Annotated in this window: 22 protein-coding genes and 1 other RNA gene; 19 read left to right on the forward strand and 4 right to left on the reverse strand. The window is 67.6% G+C overall.

Translation table 11 applies throughout. The features are described from left to right. The first annotated feature begins 41 nt into the window (after window positions 1-41). A complete protein-coding gene (gene rpmE, locus LGR54_RS20175) occupies window positions 42-266 on the forward strand; it encodes a 50S ribosomal protein L31 (RefSeq protein ID WP_230363755.1) in 225 nt (74 codons plus the stop codon). Between the two features lie 175 nt (window positions 267-441). On the opposite strand, the gene LGR54_RS20180 is transcribed toward rpmE, so the two are convergent. Together LGR54_RS20180 and LGR54_RS20185 are read right to left on the reverse strand one after the other, a co-directional pair. Continuing rightward, window positions 442-1,029 (reverse strand): DUF1465 family protein, encoded by a 588-nt coding sequence (locus LGR54_RS20180; protein WP_230363756.1) that lies wholly within the window; start codon window positions 1,027-1,029, stop codon window positions 442-444. A 335-nt stretch (window positions 1,030-1,364) separates the two neighbouring features. After that, the gene (locus LGR54_RS20185; RefSeq protein WP_230363757.1) at window positions 1,365-1,565 is read right to left on the reverse strand and encodes a DUF1192 domain-containing protein; all 201 of its coding nucleotides are present in this window, start codon (window positions 1,563-1,565) and stop codon (window positions 1,365-1,367) included. 188 nt (window positions 1,566-1,753) lie between these two features. Between LGR54_RS20185 and LGR54_RS20190 the strand changes: the two genes are divergently transcribed. The 6 genes from LGR54_RS20190 (at window position 1,754) to LGR54_RS20215 (ending at window position 6,296) form a co-directional block, all read left to right on the forward strand. Continuing rightward, window positions 1,754-2,752 (forward strand): NAD(P)H-quinone oxidoreductase, encoded by a 999-nt coding sequence (locus LGR54_RS20190; protein WP_230363758.1) that lies wholly within the window; start codon window positions 1,754-1,756, stop codon window positions 2,750-2,752. Window positions 2,753-3,323: 571 nt separating this feature from the next. Then, a non-coding RNA gene (gene ssrS / locus LGR54_RS20195) (6S RNA) lies at window positions 3,324-3,479 on the forward strand. Between the two features lie 9 nt (window positions 3,480-3,488). Continuing rightward, window positions 3,489-4,094, forward strand: a complete 606-nt coding sequence (locus tag LGR54_RS20200) for a 5-formyltetrahydrofolate cyclo-ligase (protein WP_230363759.1) — start codon at window positions 3,489-3,491, stop codon at window positions 4,092-4,094. 3 nt (window positions 4,095-4,097) lie between these two features. After that, the gene (locus tag LGR54_RS20205) at window positions 4,098-4,574 is read left to right on the forward strand and encodes a hypothetical protein (RefSeq protein WP_230363760.1); all 477 of its coding nucleotides are present in this window, start codon (window positions 4,098-4,100) and stop codon (window positions 4,572-4,574) included. A gap of 2 nt (window positions 4,575-4,576) precedes the next feature. Then, window positions 4,577-5,392 carry a TIGR00282 family metallophosphoesterase gene (locus LGR54_RS20210; protein ID WP_230363761.1) on the forward strand — a complete coding sequence of 272 codons (816 nt, stop codon included), beginning with the start codon at window positions 4,577-4,579 and terminating at the stop codon, window positions 5,390-5,392. Between the two features lie 157 nt (window positions 5,393-5,549). Then, the gene (locus LGR54_RS20215) at window positions 5,550-6,296 is read left to right on the forward strand and encodes a YebC/PmpR family DNA-binding transcriptional regulator (RefSeq protein WP_230363762.1); all 747 of its coding nucleotides are present in this window, start codon (window positions 5,550-5,552) and stop codon (window positions 6,294-6,296) included. A gap of 151 nt (window positions 6,297-6,447) precedes the next feature. Here LGR54_RS20215 and LGR54_RS20220 read toward each other — a convergent pair whose 3' ends face one another. Beyond that, window positions 6,448-7,194: a sulfite exporter TauE/SafE family protein gene (locus LGR54_RS20220; protein WP_230363763.1), complete on the reverse strand. Its 747-nt coding sequence runs from the start codon at window positions 7,192-7,194 to the stop codon at window positions 6,448-6,450. Window positions 7,195-7,545: 351 nt separating this feature from the next. Here LGR54_RS20220 and LGR54_RS20225 point away from each other — a divergent pair, with 351 nt between their 5' ends. After that, window positions 7,546-8,496, forward strand: coding sequence for a DMT family transporter (locus tag LGR54_RS20225; RefSeq protein ID WP_230363764.1), 951 nt, complete (start codon window positions 7,546-7,548; stop codon window positions 8,494-8,496). Between the two features lie 67 nt (window positions 8,497-8,563). Here LGR54_RS20225 and LGR54_RS20230 read toward each other — a convergent pair whose 3' ends face one another. Continuing rightward, window positions 8,564-8,917, reverse strand: coding sequence for a hypothetical protein (locus tag LGR54_RS20230; RefSeq protein ID WP_230363765.1), 354 nt, complete (start codon window positions 8,915-8,917; stop codon window positions 8,564-8,566). A gap of 138 nt (window positions 8,918-9,055) precedes the next feature. On the opposite strand from LGR54_RS20230, the gene ruvC reads away from it, so the two are divergent. The 11 genes from ruvC to pal all read left to right on the forward strand — a co-directional run bounded on the left by ruvC (window position 9,056) and on the right by pal (window position 17,667). Then, window positions 9,056-9,604, forward strand: a complete 549-nt coding sequence (gene ruvC, locus LGR54_RS20235; RefSeq protein WP_230363766.1) for a crossover junction endodeoxyribonuclease RuvC — start codon at window positions 9,056-9,058, stop codon at window positions 9,602-9,604. Between the two features lie 13 nt (window positions 9,605-9,617). After that, a complete protein-coding gene (gene ruvA, locus LGR54_RS20240; RefSeq protein ID WP_230363767.1) occupies window positions 9,618-10,235 on the forward strand; it encodes a Holliday junction branch migration protein RuvA in 618 nt (205 codons plus the stop codon). An 88-nt stretch (window positions 10,236-10,323) separates the two neighbouring features. Beyond that, the gene (gene ruvB, locus LGR54_RS20245; protein WP_230363768.1) at window positions 10,324-11,364 is read left to right on the forward strand and encodes a Holliday junction branch migration DNA helicase RuvB; all 1,041 of its coding nucleotides are present in this window, start codon (window positions 10,324-10,326) and stop codon (window positions 11,362-11,364) included. Between the two features lie 33 nt (window positions 11,365-11,397). After that, the gene (locus LGR54_RS20250; RefSeq protein WP_230363769.1) at window positions 11,398-12,024 is read left to right on the forward strand and encodes a TetR/AcrR family transcriptional regulator; all 627 of its coding nucleotides are present in this window, start codon (window positions 11,398-11,400) and stop codon (window positions 12,022-12,024) included. Window positions 12,025-12,105: 81 nt separating this feature from the next. Beyond that, on the forward strand, window positions 12,106-12,528 hold the full coding sequence (locus LGR54_RS20255; protein WP_230363770.1) for a DUF2852 domain-containing protein: 423 nt from the start codon (window positions 12,106-12,108) through the stop codon (window positions 12,526-12,528). 97 nt (window positions 12,529-12,625) lie between these two features. Continuing rightward, entirely contained in the window at window positions 12,626-13,138 is a 513-nt protein-coding gene (gene ybgC, locus LGR54_RS20260; protein ID WP_370638247.1) for a tol-pal system-associated acyl-CoA thioesterase, read from the forward strand. A gap of 257 nt (window positions 13,139-13,395) precedes the next feature. Continuing rightward, window positions 13,396-14,109: a protein TolQ gene (tolQ, locus tag LGR54_RS20265; protein ID WP_230363771.1), complete on the forward strand. Its 714-nt coding sequence runs from the start codon at window positions 13,396-13,398 to the stop codon at window positions 14,107-14,109. Between the two features lie 5 nt (window positions 14,110-14,114). Then, entirely contained in the window at window positions 14,115-14,570 is a 456-nt protein-coding gene (gene tolR / locus LGR54_RS20270) for a protein TolR (protein WP_230363772.1), read from the forward strand. A gap of 5 nt (window positions 14,571-14,575) precedes the next feature. After that, window positions 14,576-15,595, forward strand: coding sequence for a cell envelope biogenesis protein TolA (locus LGR54_RS20275; protein ID WP_230363773.1), 1,020 nt, complete (start codon window positions 14,576-14,578; stop codon window positions 15,593-15,595). 92 nt (window positions 15,596-15,687) lie between these two features. Then, window positions 15,688-16,980 carry a Tol-Pal system beta propeller repeat protein TolB gene (gene tolB, locus LGR54_RS20280; protein ID WP_230363835.1) on the forward strand — a complete coding sequence of 431 codons (1,293 nt, stop codon included), beginning with the start codon at window positions 15,688-15,690 and terminating at the stop codon, window positions 16,978-16,980. A 180-nt stretch (window positions 16,981-17,160) separates the two neighbouring features. Then, window positions 17,161-17,667, forward strand: a complete 507-nt coding sequence (pal, locus tag LGR54_RS20285) for a peptidoglycan-associated lipoprotein Pal (protein ID WP_230363774.1) — start codon at window positions 17,161-17,163, stop codon at window positions 17,665-17,667. The last annotated feature ends 154 nt before the right edge of the window (window positions 17,668-17,821 follow it).

Here is a 17,821-nt window from a genome sequence, read left to right on the forward strand (position 1 = left end):
CCTCGGAAGGGGCCGGCCCCGCGGCGGCGAGGATGCAACCCATGAAGAGCAACATCCATCCCGACTACCACTTTGTGAAAGTGGTGATGACGGACGGCACCGAGTACACGACCCGGTCGACCTACGGCAAGGAGGGCGACACCCTTCAGCTCGACATCGACCCCAAGGTTCACCCGGCCTGGACCGGCGGTTCGACGCAGCTGCTCGACCGCGGCGGCCGCGTGTCCCGCTTCCAGAAGAAGTTCGCCGGCTTCCTCAAGGCCTGATCGGGCCTCGAAGCCGTCGCGCTTCGCGACGACGACTACCCGAAACCCCCGTGCCGCGCGCGGGGGTTTTCGTTTGTCGTCATGGCTTTAGACAATGGGGCTTCAGGCAATTGGCCTCGCGCCCGGCGCCCCGCCGCGTCCGCGCGGGGTTTTCCCGTGCCGGCCGCGCGTCGCCTCACGGGCGTTCGAAGGCGGAACGCAGCCGACCGATCTGGCCGGCCACCGCATTGACCGGGCGCTCGCCGGGCCGGCGCGCCCGTAGCGCCGCGTCGAGCTGCCGCACCCGCCGTTCGAGGTCGAGGCTGCGCAGGATCAGCGCCGCCAGCGGTGCCGGCAGCCGCGGATCCGGCTCGGGCGTGGGCGCCTCGGCGCCGAGATCGACCTTGTCGGCCTCGCGGCGGGCGGTCTCGGCGCTCATGTCGCCCTCGCTCACCGCCTTCTGCAGCAGCAGCCAGGAGGTGAGGTTCATCAGCCGCGTCGACAGAAGGCGGCTCTCCTCGGCATAGGCGGCCTGCGCGCGGCGCTCCAGCGCGGCGCAATCGGCCCGACCGGGCCCGTCGAGATAGTCGGCGCTGGCGTCGATCAGCGCGATGCCCTCGGCGTACAGCGCCGCGAAGGCCGGGGAGGCGACCCGCCGCGCGGCAAGGTTCACCAGTCGCCCGTCAGCGGCGTCCGCCGGCGCGGTCGGCCCGTGCCCGCCGAGACCCGCCCCGTCCGAGCTCGATCCGCCGAAACCCCGCCTGTCGGGTGTCCGCTTCGCCATCTCCGTCACTCCGCGCCGGCACGGCGGCTTCGCCACGCCCGATTCGCCCGCCCCGCCCGCAATCCCGAGCATGATGTCGCGCGCGCCGGGCCGGCTGTCCAGTCGCACGCGACGGACGGCGCCAATGTCCCCGCAACCCACCATCCGGGTGCAGGGCCAAAAAAGAGCCGCCCGCAGGCGGCTCGATAGGTGAAGACAGGGAGGCGTCAAACAGAGTGACAGGCGCCACTCGCGTCCAGATGCTGGACTGTCCCCGATAATGCTTCGGAAAGCTTAACGCGCCGTTAACCCATTGGACGGCGCGGCGGGCGGGCGGGGGGAGGCGGGTGCCGGTCTCATCGCTTGAAGAAAGCGTCCGCCGCCGCCCGCGAGGAACGCTTGCCGCTGAGCGTGGCGCGCAGCCGCGCGATCTCGGCTTCCAGCAGCGTGATGCGTTCCTCCAGCTCGGCCTCCGACAGGGTGGAGAGGTCGGCGCCGATCTCATGGGCCGCCGGCAGCTTAGCCGGGCGGATGCTGAACGGATCGTCCTCGATCATCTCGGTCTCCTTGCTGGCGATGGCAGAACCATCTCTTCGGCGGCCATCTCTCCCAGGGCTATCTATTGCGCGCCGGGGTCGGTTGCCAGTGTGGGCGCCATGACTTAACCAATCGCCTTGACCTGACGGTTCAACCGTTTGCCTGCCCGCTGCCGCGCTTCCGGCCCTGAAACTGCGAGGATATCCCCGTGACCGAGCTTCCCGCCACCATGACCGCCATCGGCCTGCCGACGCCCGGCGGCCCCGAAGCCCTGGTGCCGGAGACGCGGCCGGTTCCGGTGCCGCGCGCCGGCGAGATCCTGGTCAAGGTGGCGGCCGCCGGCGTCAACCGGCCGGACGTCATGCAGCGCAAGGGGCTCTATCCGCCGCCGCCCGGCGCGCCGGACATTCCGGGCCTCGAGATCGCCGGCGAAGTGGTGGCGCTCGGCGAGGGCGTGACCGGCTGGAAGCTCGGCGACAAGGCCTGCGCCCTCGTCTCCGGCGGCGGCTACGCCCAGTACTGCCTCGCGCAGGCGGATGCGGCGCTCCCGGTGCCGGCCGGCCTGTCGATGGTCGAGGCGGCGGCGCTGCCCGAGACCTTCTTCACCGTCTGGACCAATGTGTTCGACCTCGCCGGGCTGAAGGCGGGCGAGACCTTCCTGGTGCATGGCGGCACCTCGGGCATCGGCACCACGGCGATCCAGCTCGCCAAGGCCCATGGCGCCACGGTGTTCGCCACCGCCGGAAGCGCCGAGAAGTGCAAGGTCTGCCTCGATCTCGGCGCCGATGTCGCCATCGACTACAAGACCGAGGACTTCGTCGCCGTCATCAAGGAGAAGACCGGGGGCAAGGGCATCAACGTCATCCTCGACATGGTGGGCGGCTCCTACATTGCCCGCAATTACGAGGTGGCGGCGCCGCTCGGGCGCATCGTGCAGATCGCCTTCATGGAAGGCTCGAAGGTGCAGATCGACTATATGCGGCTGATGCTGAAGCGGCTGTCGCATATGGGCTCGACGCTGCGCTCGCGCCCCAATGCCGAGAAGGCCGCCATCGCCGCCTCGCTGCGCGCCAAGGTGTGGCCGCTGATCGAGGCCGGCAAGGTGAAGCCGGTGCTCGACCAGACCTTCCCGTTGGAAAACGCCGCCGCCGCCCATGCCCGCATGGAGACCAGCCTGCACATCGGCAAGATCATGCTGGAGGTGTGAGGGCGGGAGACGGCGGAGGAGCGACCCGGGAGAAGGTGCGAGCGTGCTGTATTCCGGAAGGGTGGCTTGCCGAGCTGGAATGACCGGCATCACCGGAGCCGTTCGGGCCCGTCTCCCTGCAGGTAACTCGGCTGTTGCCGAGTTACCTGCAGGGAGCGGTCGACGTCGGATCCATTCGATGTCGACGGAGAGGTGGGGTGAGGGGGACGACGCTTCAGGGCTCCACAGCCGCGCACCCGCACCGACCCGCTGCGTGCGCCGCGTTTCCGTCGAAGCCGGATGTTTCCGGCTTCGGCTTTGCCGGACCCGAACTCGGCGACAGCGGGGTGCGGGTGGGAAGAGGGAAGAAAGCAGCCGCGTTCCGCCGCACCTCCTGCCTCCGTGCCGCTCGCCCGCCACGTGCCTTCCCCGTTTCCCGGACCGGCCGAGGCGAAGCCGAAGCGCCGATCCGGGATGGACCCCTTTGCCTGTCCCCTTCAAAACCTGCCCGCCGCCCGCCATCTCACCGTCATCGGCGGATAACCGGCGCCCCCCTCTTTAAATCCGGGCGGCATCGTCCTAGATTTGTCATGCGGGGCTGCGAGGTTCGTCAGGAGAACATATTCCCCGGGGCCTTATCGATCTCAAAGGGAGCTGTCCCTGACCAGACCCCTGGGTCTGGACACACGGCGCCCACCTACGCTGTAGGTTCCCGGGATCGATTTCCAACGGCCATCGCGGCTCCGCGCTGATCATCATGACCGCTGCTTCGACACACCTCGACAAACCCTCGCTCCGCGCCGCCGCCTTGGCCCGCCGCGCCGAGTTGGATGCGCCCGCCCGTGCTGCCGCCTCTGCGCGCGCGGCTGCGCATGCGCTCGCCTGGCTCGGCGACGTCGAGGGCGAGGTGGTGGCACTGTTCGCCCCCATCGGTACCGAGATCGACACCGGCCCGCTGGCCGCCGGCCTGCGCGCCGCCGGGGCGAACCTTGCCTTGCCGGTGGTGGTGGACATGAAGGCGCCGCTGCTGTTCCGGCTGTGGAGCGCCGGCGTGCCGTTGGTCGAAGTGCCCGGTCCCGGCCGTTTGAGCATTCCGGTGCCGCCGGAGAGCGCGCCGCTGGTGATACCCGACGTGCTGGTCGTGCCGCTTGCCGCCTTCGATCCGGGCGGGCACCGGCTCGGCTATGGCGGCGGCTATTACGACCGCACGCTGGCGGCACTGCGGCGGGCGAAGCGGGTCGAGGCGGTCGGCTATGCCTTCGCGGTGCAGGAGCTTCCCTGTCTCCCCGCCGAGTCGCATGATGAGCGGCTCGACGCCGTCGTCACCGACGCCGGCATCATCACGGTGACGGCGGAGGACTGACGTTTGGCGGACGGGCTGCCATACTGGCTGGAAGTTGTGAAGGCGTCAGGTCCGACAATCGTGGCATTAGTGATTGGCGGCATTGCCACCATGATCGCGTATCGCCAGTGGCGTACTGCCAAAGACAAGCTTCGCCTCGACCTTTTTGAGAGACGATTGGCTGTCTACGATTTGATTGAGAGATACCGAGCTCGGGTTCTGCAGAACGGCAGCGCAGATACCGAGGACATAAGGTCTTTGCACGAGATGGCGAGCCGGTCCGAGTTTTTGTTTGGCCGCGATGTGACTGAATTTATTGAAAAATTGAAGCGTGAATGGCAGGTATTGGTTTTGCCCGCCGGGAAGGTCGCGAAAGACGAAGCGAGTCGGCGGGAGCACCTAGATAGGCAGTATGAAATTAAAAAAGCCTATCTGAACCAAGACGTTGAACTACGTAAGCTGTTCACGAAATATCTGTCTTTCGGAAAATTGAAGAGCTGATCATGCGCATACTCTTTCTCGGCGACGTGGTGGGCCGCGTCGGGCGGCAGGTCGTGCTCGACGAGCTTCCCGGCCTGCGCAAGGCGTGGTCGCTCGACTGTGTGGTGGTGAACGGCGAGAACGCCGCGGGCGGCTTCGGCATCACCGAGAGCATCTATGAGGAGTTCCTCGCCGCCGGGGCGGATGCGGTCACGCTCGGCAACCACGCCTTCGACCAGCGCGAGGCGCTCGTCTTCATCGAGCGCGCCCCGCGCCTGGTGCGCCCCGCCAATTATCCCGCCGGCACGCCGGGGCGCGGCGCCGCGCTGGTGGAGACCCAGTCCGGCGTCCGCGTGCTGGTGGTCAACGTCATGGGCCGCACCTTCATGGATCCGATGGACGACCCCTTCGCCGCCATCGACCGCGAGCTCGACGCCGCGCCGCTCGGCCTGGTCTGCGACGCGGCGCTGGTCGATTTCCATGCCGAGACCACCAGCGAGAAGCAGGCCTTCGGCCATTGGTGCGACGGCCGGGCCAGCCTCGTCATCGGCACCCACACCCATGTGCCGACCGCCGATCACCGCATCCTGCCCGGGGGCACCGCCTACATGACCGATGTCGGCATGTGCGGTGCCTATGACGGGGTGATCGGCATGGACAAGGAAGAGCCGCTGCGCCGCTTCACCCGCAAGATCGGCTCCTCGCGCTTCGAGCCGGCGACCGGGCCGGGCACGCTGTCCGGCCTCGCGGTGGAGACCGATGCCAACGGCCGGGCGGTGAAGGTCGCCCCGGTGCGCATCGGCGGGCTGCTGGAGCCGGTGCTGCCGGCGTTCTGGTAGTTTTCCGCCTGCTGCGGCCGGCGTTCGGCGCGCGCGGCGATGAAGGCCCCCGCTTTACGCGCGGCCCTGCTCTCGCCTATAAGCCGGCCACACGAATTTTCTTGGAATTTCTGACGCAGGGCCGCGTCCGTCTGGCCCGCGCGAAGTGGAGGCGGCCATGGCCGGGCATTCGCAGTTCAAGAACATCATGCACCGCAAGGGCAAGCAGGACGCGGTGCGCTCCAAGCTGTTCTCCAAGCTGGCGCGCGAAATCACCGTCTCCGCCAAGCTCGGCATGCCCGATCCCAACATGAACCCGCGCCTGCGCGCCGCCATCCTCGCGGCCCGCGCGGAAAACATGCCGAAGGACAATATCGACCGCGCCATCAAGAAGGCGGCCGGTGGCGATGCGGAGAACTATGACGAGATCCGCTATGAGGGCTACGGCCCCGGCGGCGTCGCCGTCATCGTCGAGGCGCTCACCGACAACCGCAACCGCACCGCCTCGGAAGTGCGCTCCTACTTCACCAAGTCGGGCGGCGCGCTGGCCGAGACCGGCGCGGTGTCGTTCATGTTCGACCGCATCGGCGTCGTCGAGTTCGACGCCGCCAAGGCGTCCGAGGACGCGATGATGGAAGCCGCCATCGAGGCCGGCGCCGACGACGTCTCCTCCTCCGAGGACGGCCACGAGGTGGTCTGCTCGATGGAGAACCTGCACGAGGTGGCGGCGGCGCTGGAAGCCAAGTTCGGCGAGCCGCGCAAGTCGGGCCTGGTCTGGCGCCCGCAGAACACCATCGCGGTGGACGACGAGGTGGCGGAGAAGCTGATCCGTCTCGTCGACACGCTGAACGACAATGACGACGTGCAGAACGTCTACGCCAATTTCGAGATCTCCGAGGCGATGATCGCCAAGATGAGCGCGTGAGCGCTCATCTTCACTAGGAGCCCCTGAGCGCGTGAGCGCTTATCGTCACGAGGACGCCCTGAGCGCGTGAGCGCTCATCTTCACGAAGACCCTCTGAGCGCGTGAGCGCAGGATGCCCGGCTCCGGCCGGGCATTTTTGTTGCGGCGCCCCTCAGGGCCGCAGCAGCGGATCGAGCAGCGGTATGCTGGCCACCGCCGCCAGCGCGATGATCGCATAGGCGATCAGCCGGAACTGCCGGTCGCTGGCCAGCCGGAAGCCGCGCGCGCCGGCGACGAGGCCGAGCGCATAGGTCGGGCCGAGCACCAGCGACAGTTTCAGCACCTCGCCGTCGATCAGTCCGTGGCTGAAATAGGCGGTGGCGGAGGCCACCGTCACCAGCGCGAAGAAGGCAAACAGGTTCGCCCGCACCAGCGCCGCGTTCTGGCCGGTGCCGAGCCAGTACACCACCACCGGCGGGCCGGAGAGCTGCGCGGCGCCGCCGAGCACGCCGGCCAGCGCGCCGATGCCGAGCCGGGCGGCCAGCGAATGCGGTGCCTTCAGGCCCCGGCCGAAGATCAGCAGCATCAGCAGCGCCACCGCCAGCGCGGCGATCGCCCAGCGCAGCGTCACCGGGTCGACCCGTTCCAGCAGCCACACGCCGAACGGCACCGCCACCACCGCGCCGATGGCGAGCGGCGCCACCTGCCGCCAGATGCAGGCGCGCAGCGCCCGGAACACCATGGGCAGGGTCAGCACGGTGTCGATGATCAGCAAGGTCGGCGCCGCCAGCTTCGGCCCGAATACCGCGCCGACCAGCGGCATGAAGATCAGCGCGCCGCCGAAGCCGGAAAAGCCGCGCGTGGCGCCGGCGAGGAGGGCGGTGGCGATGGCCCAGATCAGGGCCGCGTCGAAGGACATGAACGCACCTGCGCCAAGGGGGCTCGCGGCGAACCGCAAGAAGCGAGCCGTAAGAAACGGACCGCGAGGAATGCACCGTGAGGGACGGGCCGCGGCGGAACCGGAAGCGAGATTGGCGGAAAGCGAGGGCGGCCGAAAGTGAAACGGCACGCGCGGCACCGTGGCCATCTTGCTAGCCCTCGGCCCCGTGCCGGTCAATCGCCGTTTCTTGTCAATTCGCCGCTTCCATCACATTTGGTGAAACACCCTATCGGCAAAACTCATTTGTCGCCGGGCCGCGGCACCCCCACATTGGCGCCAACAAATAGGCGCGCCATCGGGAATCGTGGCGGTGCCACTCGGGATAGTGCCATGAGCGTTTCAGAAATCTGCGCCGCGGCGGAGGCCGACGCCGCTGCGGCCCGCGCCGCCGCCGAGCGGACCGACCGGCTGGTGGGCGGTGCGCTCGCCTTGTTCGCCGTTGCCATATGGGGCGGCTGGATCGTCTCCACCCGTCACGCCGTGGCCGGTCATGTCACCCCTTCGGCGGTCGGCTGGCTGCGCTTCGTGGTGCCGGCGCTGGTGCTGGCGCCCTGGTGGCTGAAGATCGGGTTGTGGCCGCGCGGCCGGGTGGTGCCGTTCCTGTTCTGCTTCATGGGTTCAGGGGCGATCTTCTTCCTGGTGGTCGCCAACGCCATGCGCTTCGTGCCGGCCGCCGATGTCGGGCCGCTGCTGCCCGGCACCATGCCGCTGATCGTGGCGGTGATCTCGGTGCTGGCGTTCAAGGAGCGGCTTGGCTGGCTGCGTGCTGCCGGCTTCGTCTGCATCGCGCTGGGCGTCGTCACCCTCGGCGGGCGCGGGCTGATCAATTCGGCTGATGGTGCCTGGCGCGGCCATTTGCTGCTGCTCACCGGCGCCAGTCTGTGGGCCGGCTACACGCTCGCCTTCCGCCGCACCGGTATGGACGCCAGGGAACTGGTGGGGCTGATCGGCCTGTGGTCGGCGATCATCCTCACCCCGGTCGGCCTGCCCGGCGTCGTCTCGGCGCTGCAGGCGGGCTATGGCGCCGAGGTGCTGCAGCTGGTGCTGGTGCAGGGCGTCGGCTCGGGCGTGGTGGCGCTGGTCGCCTTCGGCATGGCGATCGAGAAGCTCGGCTCGTCGCGCGCTGCCGCCTTCACCGGCCTGGTGCCGGCGCTGGCCGCCGGGCTGGCGGTGCCGCTCCTCGGTGAGCACCCGGACACGGCGGCGATCATCGGCATCGCCGCCACCGGCGTCGGCGTGGTGCTGGCCAGCGGGGCGCTGACGCCGGCACGCCGGAACTGACAGCTCAACCTTCCCATGGCCGGACGTCATCCGGCCATGGGCGGGAAGGCCGCGTGGCTGCGGCGACCTAGTCGTTCACGACGTGCCAGACGCCGTTGCGCCCGTCGCCCGCCTTTTCGCCGGCCTTCTTGTCGCCGGCGAAGTAGTAGAGCGGCTTGCCGTCATAGGCCCATTGCATGGCGCCGTCCTTGCGCGGCACCAGCGTCCAGCCGGTCTTCATCGCGTCGCCGGTCTTGCCGAGATAGGGCGGCCAGTTGGTGGCGCAGGCGTCGTAGCAAGCCGACATGCCGCCGGTGTCCTTGTCGAACACATAGAGCGTCTTGCCGCCGGCGCCGGTCAGCATGCCGGCGGCGAGTGCCGGGCCGGCAAGCAGCAGGGTACCGGCCGCGAGGCCGGCAAAGCGGGTAAAGCTGTGGGTCATGGCGTTCCTCCGGGTGTCTGGGGTCTGTGCCGCCCCTTAATCCCGCGTTAACCATGCGCCTCGCCTGTGGCGAAATCACGGGCTTTCTGATCTCCCGCATACTGGCCGTTCGTCGTTTGTTCGGGTACCTCCTAAGGTATGGCGTCCGCTCCGATTCGCATTCTCGGCCTCGACCCCGGCCTCCGCCGCACCGGCTGGGGGGTGATCGAGGCCGCCGGGACCAAGCTCTCCTTCATCGCCTGCGGCACGGTGCTGCCCCCGGAGGAAGGCACGCTCGCCGAGCGCCTCGCCGTGCTGCATCGCGAGCTCGCCGCTGTCATCGCCGCCTTCGCGCCCGACGAGGCGGCGGTCGAGGAGACCTTCGTCAACGTCAATCCCGCCTCGACGCTGAAGCTCGGCCAGGCGCGCGGGGTGGTGCTGCTCACTCCCGCCCTTGCCGGGGTGCCGGTGGCCGAATATGCGGCGCTGCTGGTGAAGAAGACCGTGGTCGGCGCCGGGCGGGCGGAGAAGGCGCAGATCCGCATGATGATGAAGGTGCTGCTGCCGCAGGCGGATTTCGAGACCGACGACGCGGCCGACGCGCTTGCGGTCGCCGTCACCCATGTCCAGCATAGGGGCGCGGCGGCGCTGCGCGCCTCGTTCGAGAAGCGGGTGACGGCCAAGGTGGCCAAGGCGGCGGCACGATGATCGGCAGGCTCAGATGATCGGCAAGCTCAAGGGCCTGGTGGATTCCTCCGACGAGGACCACGTCATCCTCGACGTGCAGGGGGTCGGCTATCTCGTCCACTGCTCGGGGCGCACCCTGCAGGCGCTGCCCTCGCCCGGCGAGGCGGCGACGTTGTTCATCGAGACCTTCGTGCGCGAGGACATGATCCGGCTCTACGGCTTCGTCTCGCAGGCGGAGAAGGCGTGGTTCCTGCTGTTGCAGAACGTGCAGGGCGTCGGCGCCAAGGTGGCGCTGAACGTGCTCTCGGTGCTGTCGCCCTCCGAACTCGCCAATGCGGTGGCGCTCGGCGACCGGGCGATGGTGGCGCGGGCCAACGGAGTGGGCCCGAAGGTCGCCGCGCGCATCGTTGCCGAGCTGAAGGACAAGGCGCCGGGTTTCGCCGATGTCGACCCGGCGGTCGCCAGCCTCGCCGGGCAGGTGGCGGCCCGCTCCGCCCCGGCGCCGGTGGCGGACGCCGTCTCGGCGCTGGTCAATCTCGGCTATGCGCAGGTGCAGGCCAGCGCGGCGGTGGCCGCGGCGCTGCGCGAGGCGGGGGAGGGGGCGGATACCGCCCGGCTGATCCGGCTCGGGCTGAAGGAGCTGGCGCGATGAGTGGCCTCGACTGCACTCACAGTACATCCATGCCCGGCAATCGGCCGCATCGCACACCTCACTGCACTGACCGGCGGCGGGGCGGACGATGAACGCCAAGCGGCTGGTTGCCCCCGACAAGCGTGAGGAAGACCTCGCGGAAGCCACCTTGCGTCCGCAGATGCTGGCCGAGTTCGTCGGCCAGGAGCAGGCGCGCGCCAATCTCGATATCTTCATCAAGGCGGCCAAGGCGCGCGGCGAGGCGCTTGACCACGTCCTGTTCGTCGGGCCGCCCGGATTGGGAAAAACCACGCTGGCGCAGATAGTTGCGCGCGAGTTGGGCGTCGGCTTCCGCTCGACCTCCGGCCCGGTGATCGCCAAGGCCGGCGACCTCGCGGCGCTGCTGACCAATCTCGAAGAGCGCGACGTGCTGTTCATCGACGAGATTCACCGGCTGAATCCGGCGGTGGAGGAAATCCTCTACCCGGCGATGGAAGATTACGAGCTCGATCTGATCATCGGCGAAGGGCCGGCGGCACGTTCCGTCAAGATTTCGCTGTCGAAGTTTACGCTGGTTGGAGCCACCACCCGTTCGGGTCTGCTGACGACACCTTTGCGTGATCGCTTCGGTATTCCGATCCGGCTGAATTTCTACACGATCGGCGAGCTTGAGCTTGTTGTGTCCCGCGGCGCGCGGGTGCTCGGCATCCCGATTTCGAAGGACGGCGCCCGTGAGATCGCCCGCCGCGCCCGTGGCACGCCGCGTATCGCCGGGCGGCTGCTGCGCCGGGTTCGCGATTTCGCGCTGGTGGCCGGCAAGGAGATCATCGACCGCGCGGCCGCCGACCACGCGCTCGGCCATCTGGAGGTCGACGCGCTGGGGTTGGACCAGATGGATCGCCGCTATCTCACTGTAGTTGCAGTTAATTATGGCGGTGGCCCGGTTGGCGTCGAGACCATAGCAGCGGCCTTGTCGGAGCCGCGCGACGCCATCGAGGAGATCATCGAGCCCTATCTGGTGCAGCAGGGCTTCGTGCAGCGCACCCCGCGCGGGCGGGTGCTGACGGCGCATGCCTTCAAGCATATGGGGCTGGCGATACCTACCTCGGTCAACCAGATGCCGCTGTTCGACGACAGCGAAGATGCGTGACGCCGCCGTCGCGCTAATGTAATTCACATTCACATGAGCTGGACCGGAAAAGGCGAGACGCGTTCCTACCATCACGGCAACCTGCGGGAAGCCCTGATGCAGGCGACGCTTGAGCTGATCGCCGAGAAGGGCATCGCCGGCGTCACCTTCGCCGAGGCGGCGCGCCGTGCGGGCGTGAGCGCGGCGGCGCCCTACCGGCATTTCCGTGATCGCGACGAACTGATCGCCGCCGTAGCCACCACCGGCTTCGATCGCTTCGCCGAGGTGCTGAAGGCGGCGTGGCAGGAGGGACGCCCGTCGCCGGCCGCCGCCTATGAGCGCATGGGCCGCGCCTATCTCGATTTCGCCCGGCAGCAACCGTCCTATTACATCGCCATGTTCGAATCCGGCGTGCCGCTGGAAGCGCATGAGGGCCTGCAGCAGGCCGGCGCCCGTGCCTTCGCCGTGCTGCGCGAGGCGGCGGAAGTGTTGGTCTCTCACATGCCGGCCCGGCCGCCGGCACTGATGGTGGCGCTGCACACCTGGTCGCTGGCGCATGGCGTCGCCTCGCTGTTCGCCCGCGCCGACGGCGCCCGGCGCAAGCTGCCGATGACCCCGGACGAGCTGCTGGAAGCTGGATTTCTCGTCTATCTGAAGGGGCTCGGCGGACCTTCCGCCTGATCCGCGACGCTGCGGCATTGACAACCGGCCGTGCCGTGTCCATATATGTAAATGTATTTAACATTAACCGGGACGGCAGCCATGGAGCTCGCATACAAGCTCGACAGTTACGGCAAACCGGCCTGGATCGCGCTGACGGTGCTGGGCTTCATGGCTTGGTGGCCGCTCGGTTTGGCGATCCTCGCCTTTACAATCGGGAGTGGACGTATGGGTTGCGGTGGACGGCGCGGCTTCGCGCGGTGGCAGGAAGAAGGCAGCGAGGCGTTCCGTAACGCGTTCGGCCGCTGGGGACGCGGCATGCCCCCCAGCGGTAACCGCGCCTTCGACGAGTATCGCCAGGAGACGCTGCGTCGCCTCGAGGAAGAGCAGAGCGATTTCCGCGGCTTCCTCGATCGCCTGCGCCAGGCCAAGGACAAGGCGGAGTTCGACCAGTTCATGGCCGAGCGTCGCCGCCCGGCCCCGCAGGCGCCCGAGGCCCCGGCGGACGGTGCCACCGGCAACTGATCACGCCTTCGCATCTGCGTGAAGTTTGGCCGCGCCCTTTGTTCACAAGGGGCGCGGTCTCGTTTATGAGGGCGGCATGAGTGGACAGGAACCCCGCGTGCAAGATCCCCGTGCGCCCCATCTCGATCCCCGCGAGCTCGCGGCCGATCCGTTTCTCCATCTCGCCGGGCGGCTGGTGCCGGGCGGCCATGTGCTCCCCGTTCGGATCTATTACGAGGACACCGATTTCTCCGGCATCGTCTACCACGCCAATTATCTGCGGTTCATGGAGCGGGCGCGGTCCGACCATCTGCGCCTCATCGGCGTGGTGCAGGGCGAATTGTTCGGCGAGGCGCTGGCGGAGGCGCCCGGCTTCGCCTTCGTGGTGCGCTCCATGCAGCTCGATTTCGTGCGCCCGGCCCGCATCGACGACGTGCTGGAAATCCACACCAGCCCCATCGAGGTGGCCGGCGCCTCGATCACTTTGCTGCAAAAAGTGATGCGTCGCGGCGAGCTGCTGGTCGAGGGGCGGGTGAAGGTCGCCTTCGTCTCGCAAGGGCGTGCCCGTCGCATCCCGGACGCCTTGCGTGCCGCCATGCGCGCGGCGCAGGACGAGGCACCACAGGTCTGAAGAGATCGGTGTTGCGGTGCCGCAACGCTAACGTGGCATTAACCCTAGCAAGTGCTTAATCAGCGTGGCGTGAGGCGTCGCACGCCCAAGTTTCGTCGGATTCACCGACGAACAGGGGTGAACGAATGGATGCAAGGACCCGGCTTCCGTCGGGGGAACGTCCATTTGTGTCGATTAAACCGCCGTGGCGTCCGCGCGTTATGCGTGCCGTCCGTCCGAGTGGGCGGGCGGGCTCTGGTGCTTGAGGTTGAGATCACATGAATCCTGCTGACGTGGCGCAAACGGCCATGGCCGCCCCGAGCGCCGATCTTTCGCTGATCGGGCTGTTCCTTCAGGCACATTTCATCGTCAAAGTGGTGATGGCGGGTCTGGTGCTCGCCTCGGTCTGGGTCTGGGCGATCATCATCGACAAGACCATCCTGTTCGGCCGGATGAAGCGGCAGATGGACCGTTTCGAGCAGACCTTCTGGTCCGGCCAGAGCCTCGAAGAGCTGTATCGCTCGCTGTCCTCGCGCCCCAATCATGCGATGGCGGCGATCTTCGTGGCGGCGATGCGGGAGTGGAAGCGCTCCTATGAGGGCGGTGCGCGTTCCTTCGCGGGCCTGACCCAGCGGCTCGACAAGGTGATGGACGTCACCGTCGCCCGCGAGGTCGAGCGGCTGGAGGCACGGCTCCTGGTGCTGGCGACCGTCGGTTCGGCCGGCCCGTTCATCGGCCTGTTCGGCACGGTGTGGGGCATCATGACCTCGTTCCAGTCGATTGCCGCCTCGAAGAACACCAGCCTCGCGGTTGTGGCGCCGGGCATCGCGGAAGCCCTTTTCGCAACGGCAATCGGCCTTATCGCCGCCATCCCGGCGACGATTTTCTACAACAAGTTCGTGTCACAAGTGAACCGGCTGGCGCTGCGGCTGGAGGGCTTTGCGGATGAGTTCTCCGCGATCCTGTCGCGCCAGATCGATGAACGGGGCTGACGCGCATGGGTATGTCGGGAGGCGGGGGCGGAGGCTGGCAGTCGCGGCGTTCACGTCGTCGCGGCGGCGGTGGCGCCGTCATGTCCGAAATCAACGTCACGCCGATGGTCGACGTGATGCTGGTGCTGCTCATCATCTTCATGGTCGCCGCGCCGATGCTGACCGTCGGCGTGCCGCTCGACCTGCCGCAGACCCAGGCGCAGGCGGTCTCGCAGGACCGCGAACCGCTGGTGGTCTCCATCAACAATGAAGGCAAGGTCTTCCTGCAGGACAGTGAGATTTCCGTCGACGAACTGGTGCCGAAGCTGCAGGCGATCGCCAAGGCCGGCTATGACGAGCGCATCTTCGTGCGCGGCGACAAGACCGTCGACTATGGCGCGGTGATGAAGGTCATGGGCCGCCTGTCGGGCGCCGGGTTCAAGCGCGTTGCGCTGGTCTCGGAAGTCGAGCAGGGGAACTGAGCTTCATGCGCGCGGGTCTCGTCTCTTCGGCTGTCCTTCATATCGGCATCATCGGCTTCATGGCCATCTCCTTCGCGTCTCCGAACCCTTACGAGATCGTGCAGGAATCCATGCCGATCGACATCGTCTCCGATTCGGAGCTGTCGAAGATGATGTCCGGCAAGAAGGACGCCCCGAAGGCCGAGGCGCCCAAGCCGGTGGTCGAGAAGATCGACAAGCCGAAGCAGGCGGAAAATCTCGACGCCAAGGTTTCGGAGAAGCCGGAGGTCAAGGCGGCGAAGGAAGCCGCGGCCCCGCCGCCGCCTCCGCCGCCCGAGGCGAAGCCCGAGCCCGCCCCGCAGCAGCAGGCCGAGGCCAAGCCCCCGGAGCCGAAGCCGGCCCCGCCGCAGCCTCAGGCGAAGCCCGAGCCGGCGCCGCCGAAGGATGCCGAATCGATGGCGGCCAAGCCGCCGGAGCCGAAGAAGGACGAGCCGAAGCCGGCGCAGGCCGCGCAGGCGGCTCCCCCGCCACCGCCGGCTCCGCCCAAGAAGCCGAAGGACATTCCGCCCAAGGTGGTGCAGGCACCGCCGAAGGAGCAGCGCGACTTCAATCCCAACCAGATCGCGGCGCTGCTGAACAAGCAGGATCCGCGGCGGCAGGCGGCGCTCGGCGACACGATGAATTCGATGACGTCGCTGGGAGCCACCCGAGGCGACGCGAATTCGCTCTCGCAGACCGAGATCGACGCACTGCGCGCCTATATCCGTCAGTTCTGGTCGCTGCCGGCTGGCGGCGTGGATGTCGAGCGGATCACCGTCTCGATCCGCTTCATCCTCGGGCCTGATCGTCGGCTCCAGGGCGTTCCGCAACTGGTGGAAGTACAGGGCGCGGGGAACCCCTATGCCAAGGTGGTGCAGGAGACGGCGATGCGCGCCGTCAACCTCGCCGCCCATCAGGACAACCCGTTCCCGATGCTACGCCCCGAGAAATATGACACCTGGCGGGACCTGACGGTCGACTTCAATCCGTCCATGCTGAACTACTGATGGGACCGTTCGTCCGAGGTCGAGATTTAATGATGACGTACAAGAATACGGAAGGTTACGGTCTCATCGGTCGGCGGTCCGTGGTGACCGGCATGGCCGCGCTCGGAGGAGGGCTGCTGCTGCCCAGCCGCAGCCAGGCGGCACTGCGTCTCGACGTCACCTCCGGCTCCGTGCAGCCGCTGCCGATCGCCATCACCGAGTTCGTCGGCGGCGGCAGTCCGCAGGACGCCGAGGCGGGCAAGGGCGTCACCCAGATCATCACTGCCGATCTGCGCCGTTCCGGCCTGTTCGCGCCGCTCGATCCGGCCGCCTTCGTCGAGAAGATCACCAACCCGGACGCCTCGCCGCGCTTCCAGGACTGGCGGGTGATCAACGCGCAGGCGCTGGTGACCGGGCGCATGACGCGCCAGCCCGACGGGCGGGTGAAGGCCGAATTCCGCCTGTGGGACGTGTTCGCCGGCCAGCAGCTGATCGGCCAGCAATATTTCACCCAGCCGGAGAACTGGCGCCGCGTCGCCCATATCATCGCCGACGCCATTTATGAGCGGCTGACCGGCGAGAAGGGCTATTTCGACACCCGCATCGTCTTCGTCGACGAAAGCGGCGCGAAGGAAAAGCGCATCAAGCGCCTCGCCATCATGGACCAGGACGGCGCCAACGTGACCTATCTCACGCGCGGCGACGACCTCGTGCTGACGCCGCGTTTCTCGCCGACCAGCCAGGAAATCACCTATATGAGCTATGGCCGCGCCGAGCCGCGCGTCTATCTGCTCAACATCGAGAACGGCCAGCGCGAGGTGGTCGGAAACTTCCCGAATATGAGCTTCTCGCCGCGCTTCGCGCCGGATGGGCAGCGGGTGATCCTGTCGCTTCAGCAGGGCGGCAACTCCAACATCTTCGTCATGGATCTGCGTTCCAAGGCGACGACGCGGCTCACCGACACCTCGGCGATCGATACCGCTCCGTGCTACTCGCCGGACGGCTCGCAGATCTGCTTCGAGAGCGATCGGGGCGGCACGTCGCAGATCTACATCATGAACCCGGATGGCTCGAACCAGCACCGGATTTCGTTCGGCGAGGGACGTTACTCGACGCCGGTGTGGTCGCCGCGCGGCGACGTGATCGCTTTCACCAAGCAGGGCGGTGGCCATTTCGCCATCGGCGTGATGCGTCCCGACGGGTCGGGCGAGCGTATCCTGACCGAGGGCTATCACAATGAGGGGCCGACCTTCGCGCCCAACGGGCGGGTGATCATGTTCTTCCGCGATCCCGCTGGGGCGGCGGGTCCGCAGCTCTATTCGGTCGACATCACCGGCTATAACGAGCAGCGCATTCCCACCCCGAGCTATGCGTCCGACCCCGCGTGGTCGCCGCTGCGTTCGTGAGCGGGTGCCGGCAGCTGGCTGCGGCGTTAAGGCGTGATTTACGATAATGGACGGTTTCGATGATCCGTCCGATTTTGCCGTTTCCCGCAAGGTTTCGTAAAGGTTGACGGAACCTTCGATTAACCAGATGAGTGCTAGATCGGGTTCGCCCCGGTCGTGGGGATTGAGGAGTTGAGCGGAATGATCCGTATGTTGCGCCATATCGGCGGGGCGCGTCTCGCCCTTGTCGTCGGTCTCGCTATGCTTGCGGCCGCCTGCGCCAAGAACCCGATGGACGGGCAGGGTGGCCCCGGCATGGGCCAGCTCGGCTCCGCGCCGGCCGGCAGCCCGCAGGAGTTCATCGTGTCGGTCGGCGATCGCGTGTTCTTCGAGAGCGACCAGACCGATCTGACGCCGCAGGCGCGCGCCACGCTGGACAAGCAGGCCCAGTGGCTGCAGGCCTATGGCCGCTATACCTTCACCATCGAAGGCCATGCCGACGAGCGCGGCACCCGCGAATACAACATCGCGCTCGGCGCCCGCCGCGCCCAGAGCGTGCGCGACTATCTCGCGAGCCGTGGCATCGACGGCAACCGCATGCGCACCATCTCCTACGGCAAGGAGCGCCCGGTGGCGGTATGCAACGACATTTCCTGCTGGTCGCAGAACCGGCGCGCCGTCACCGTGCTGAACGCCACGGGTTCGTGATCCGCGCATTTCTCGGCTGTTTCAAACCCGGCCGGCGCACTGCTCCGGCCGGGTTTTGTTTTGCGTTCAAGGGCTGGCGACAGGTCAAACTTTGGACGCGATCGAGCCGGTATGTTCAAATGGTATGACGCGGTGCTTCCCGGCCCGCGCCGCG

Source organism: Ancylobacter sp. Lp-2 (genome assembly GCF_020523795.1).
Classification (GTDB): domain Bacteria; phylum Pseudomonadota; class Alphaproteobacteria; order Rhizobiales; family Xanthobacteraceae; genus Ancylobacter.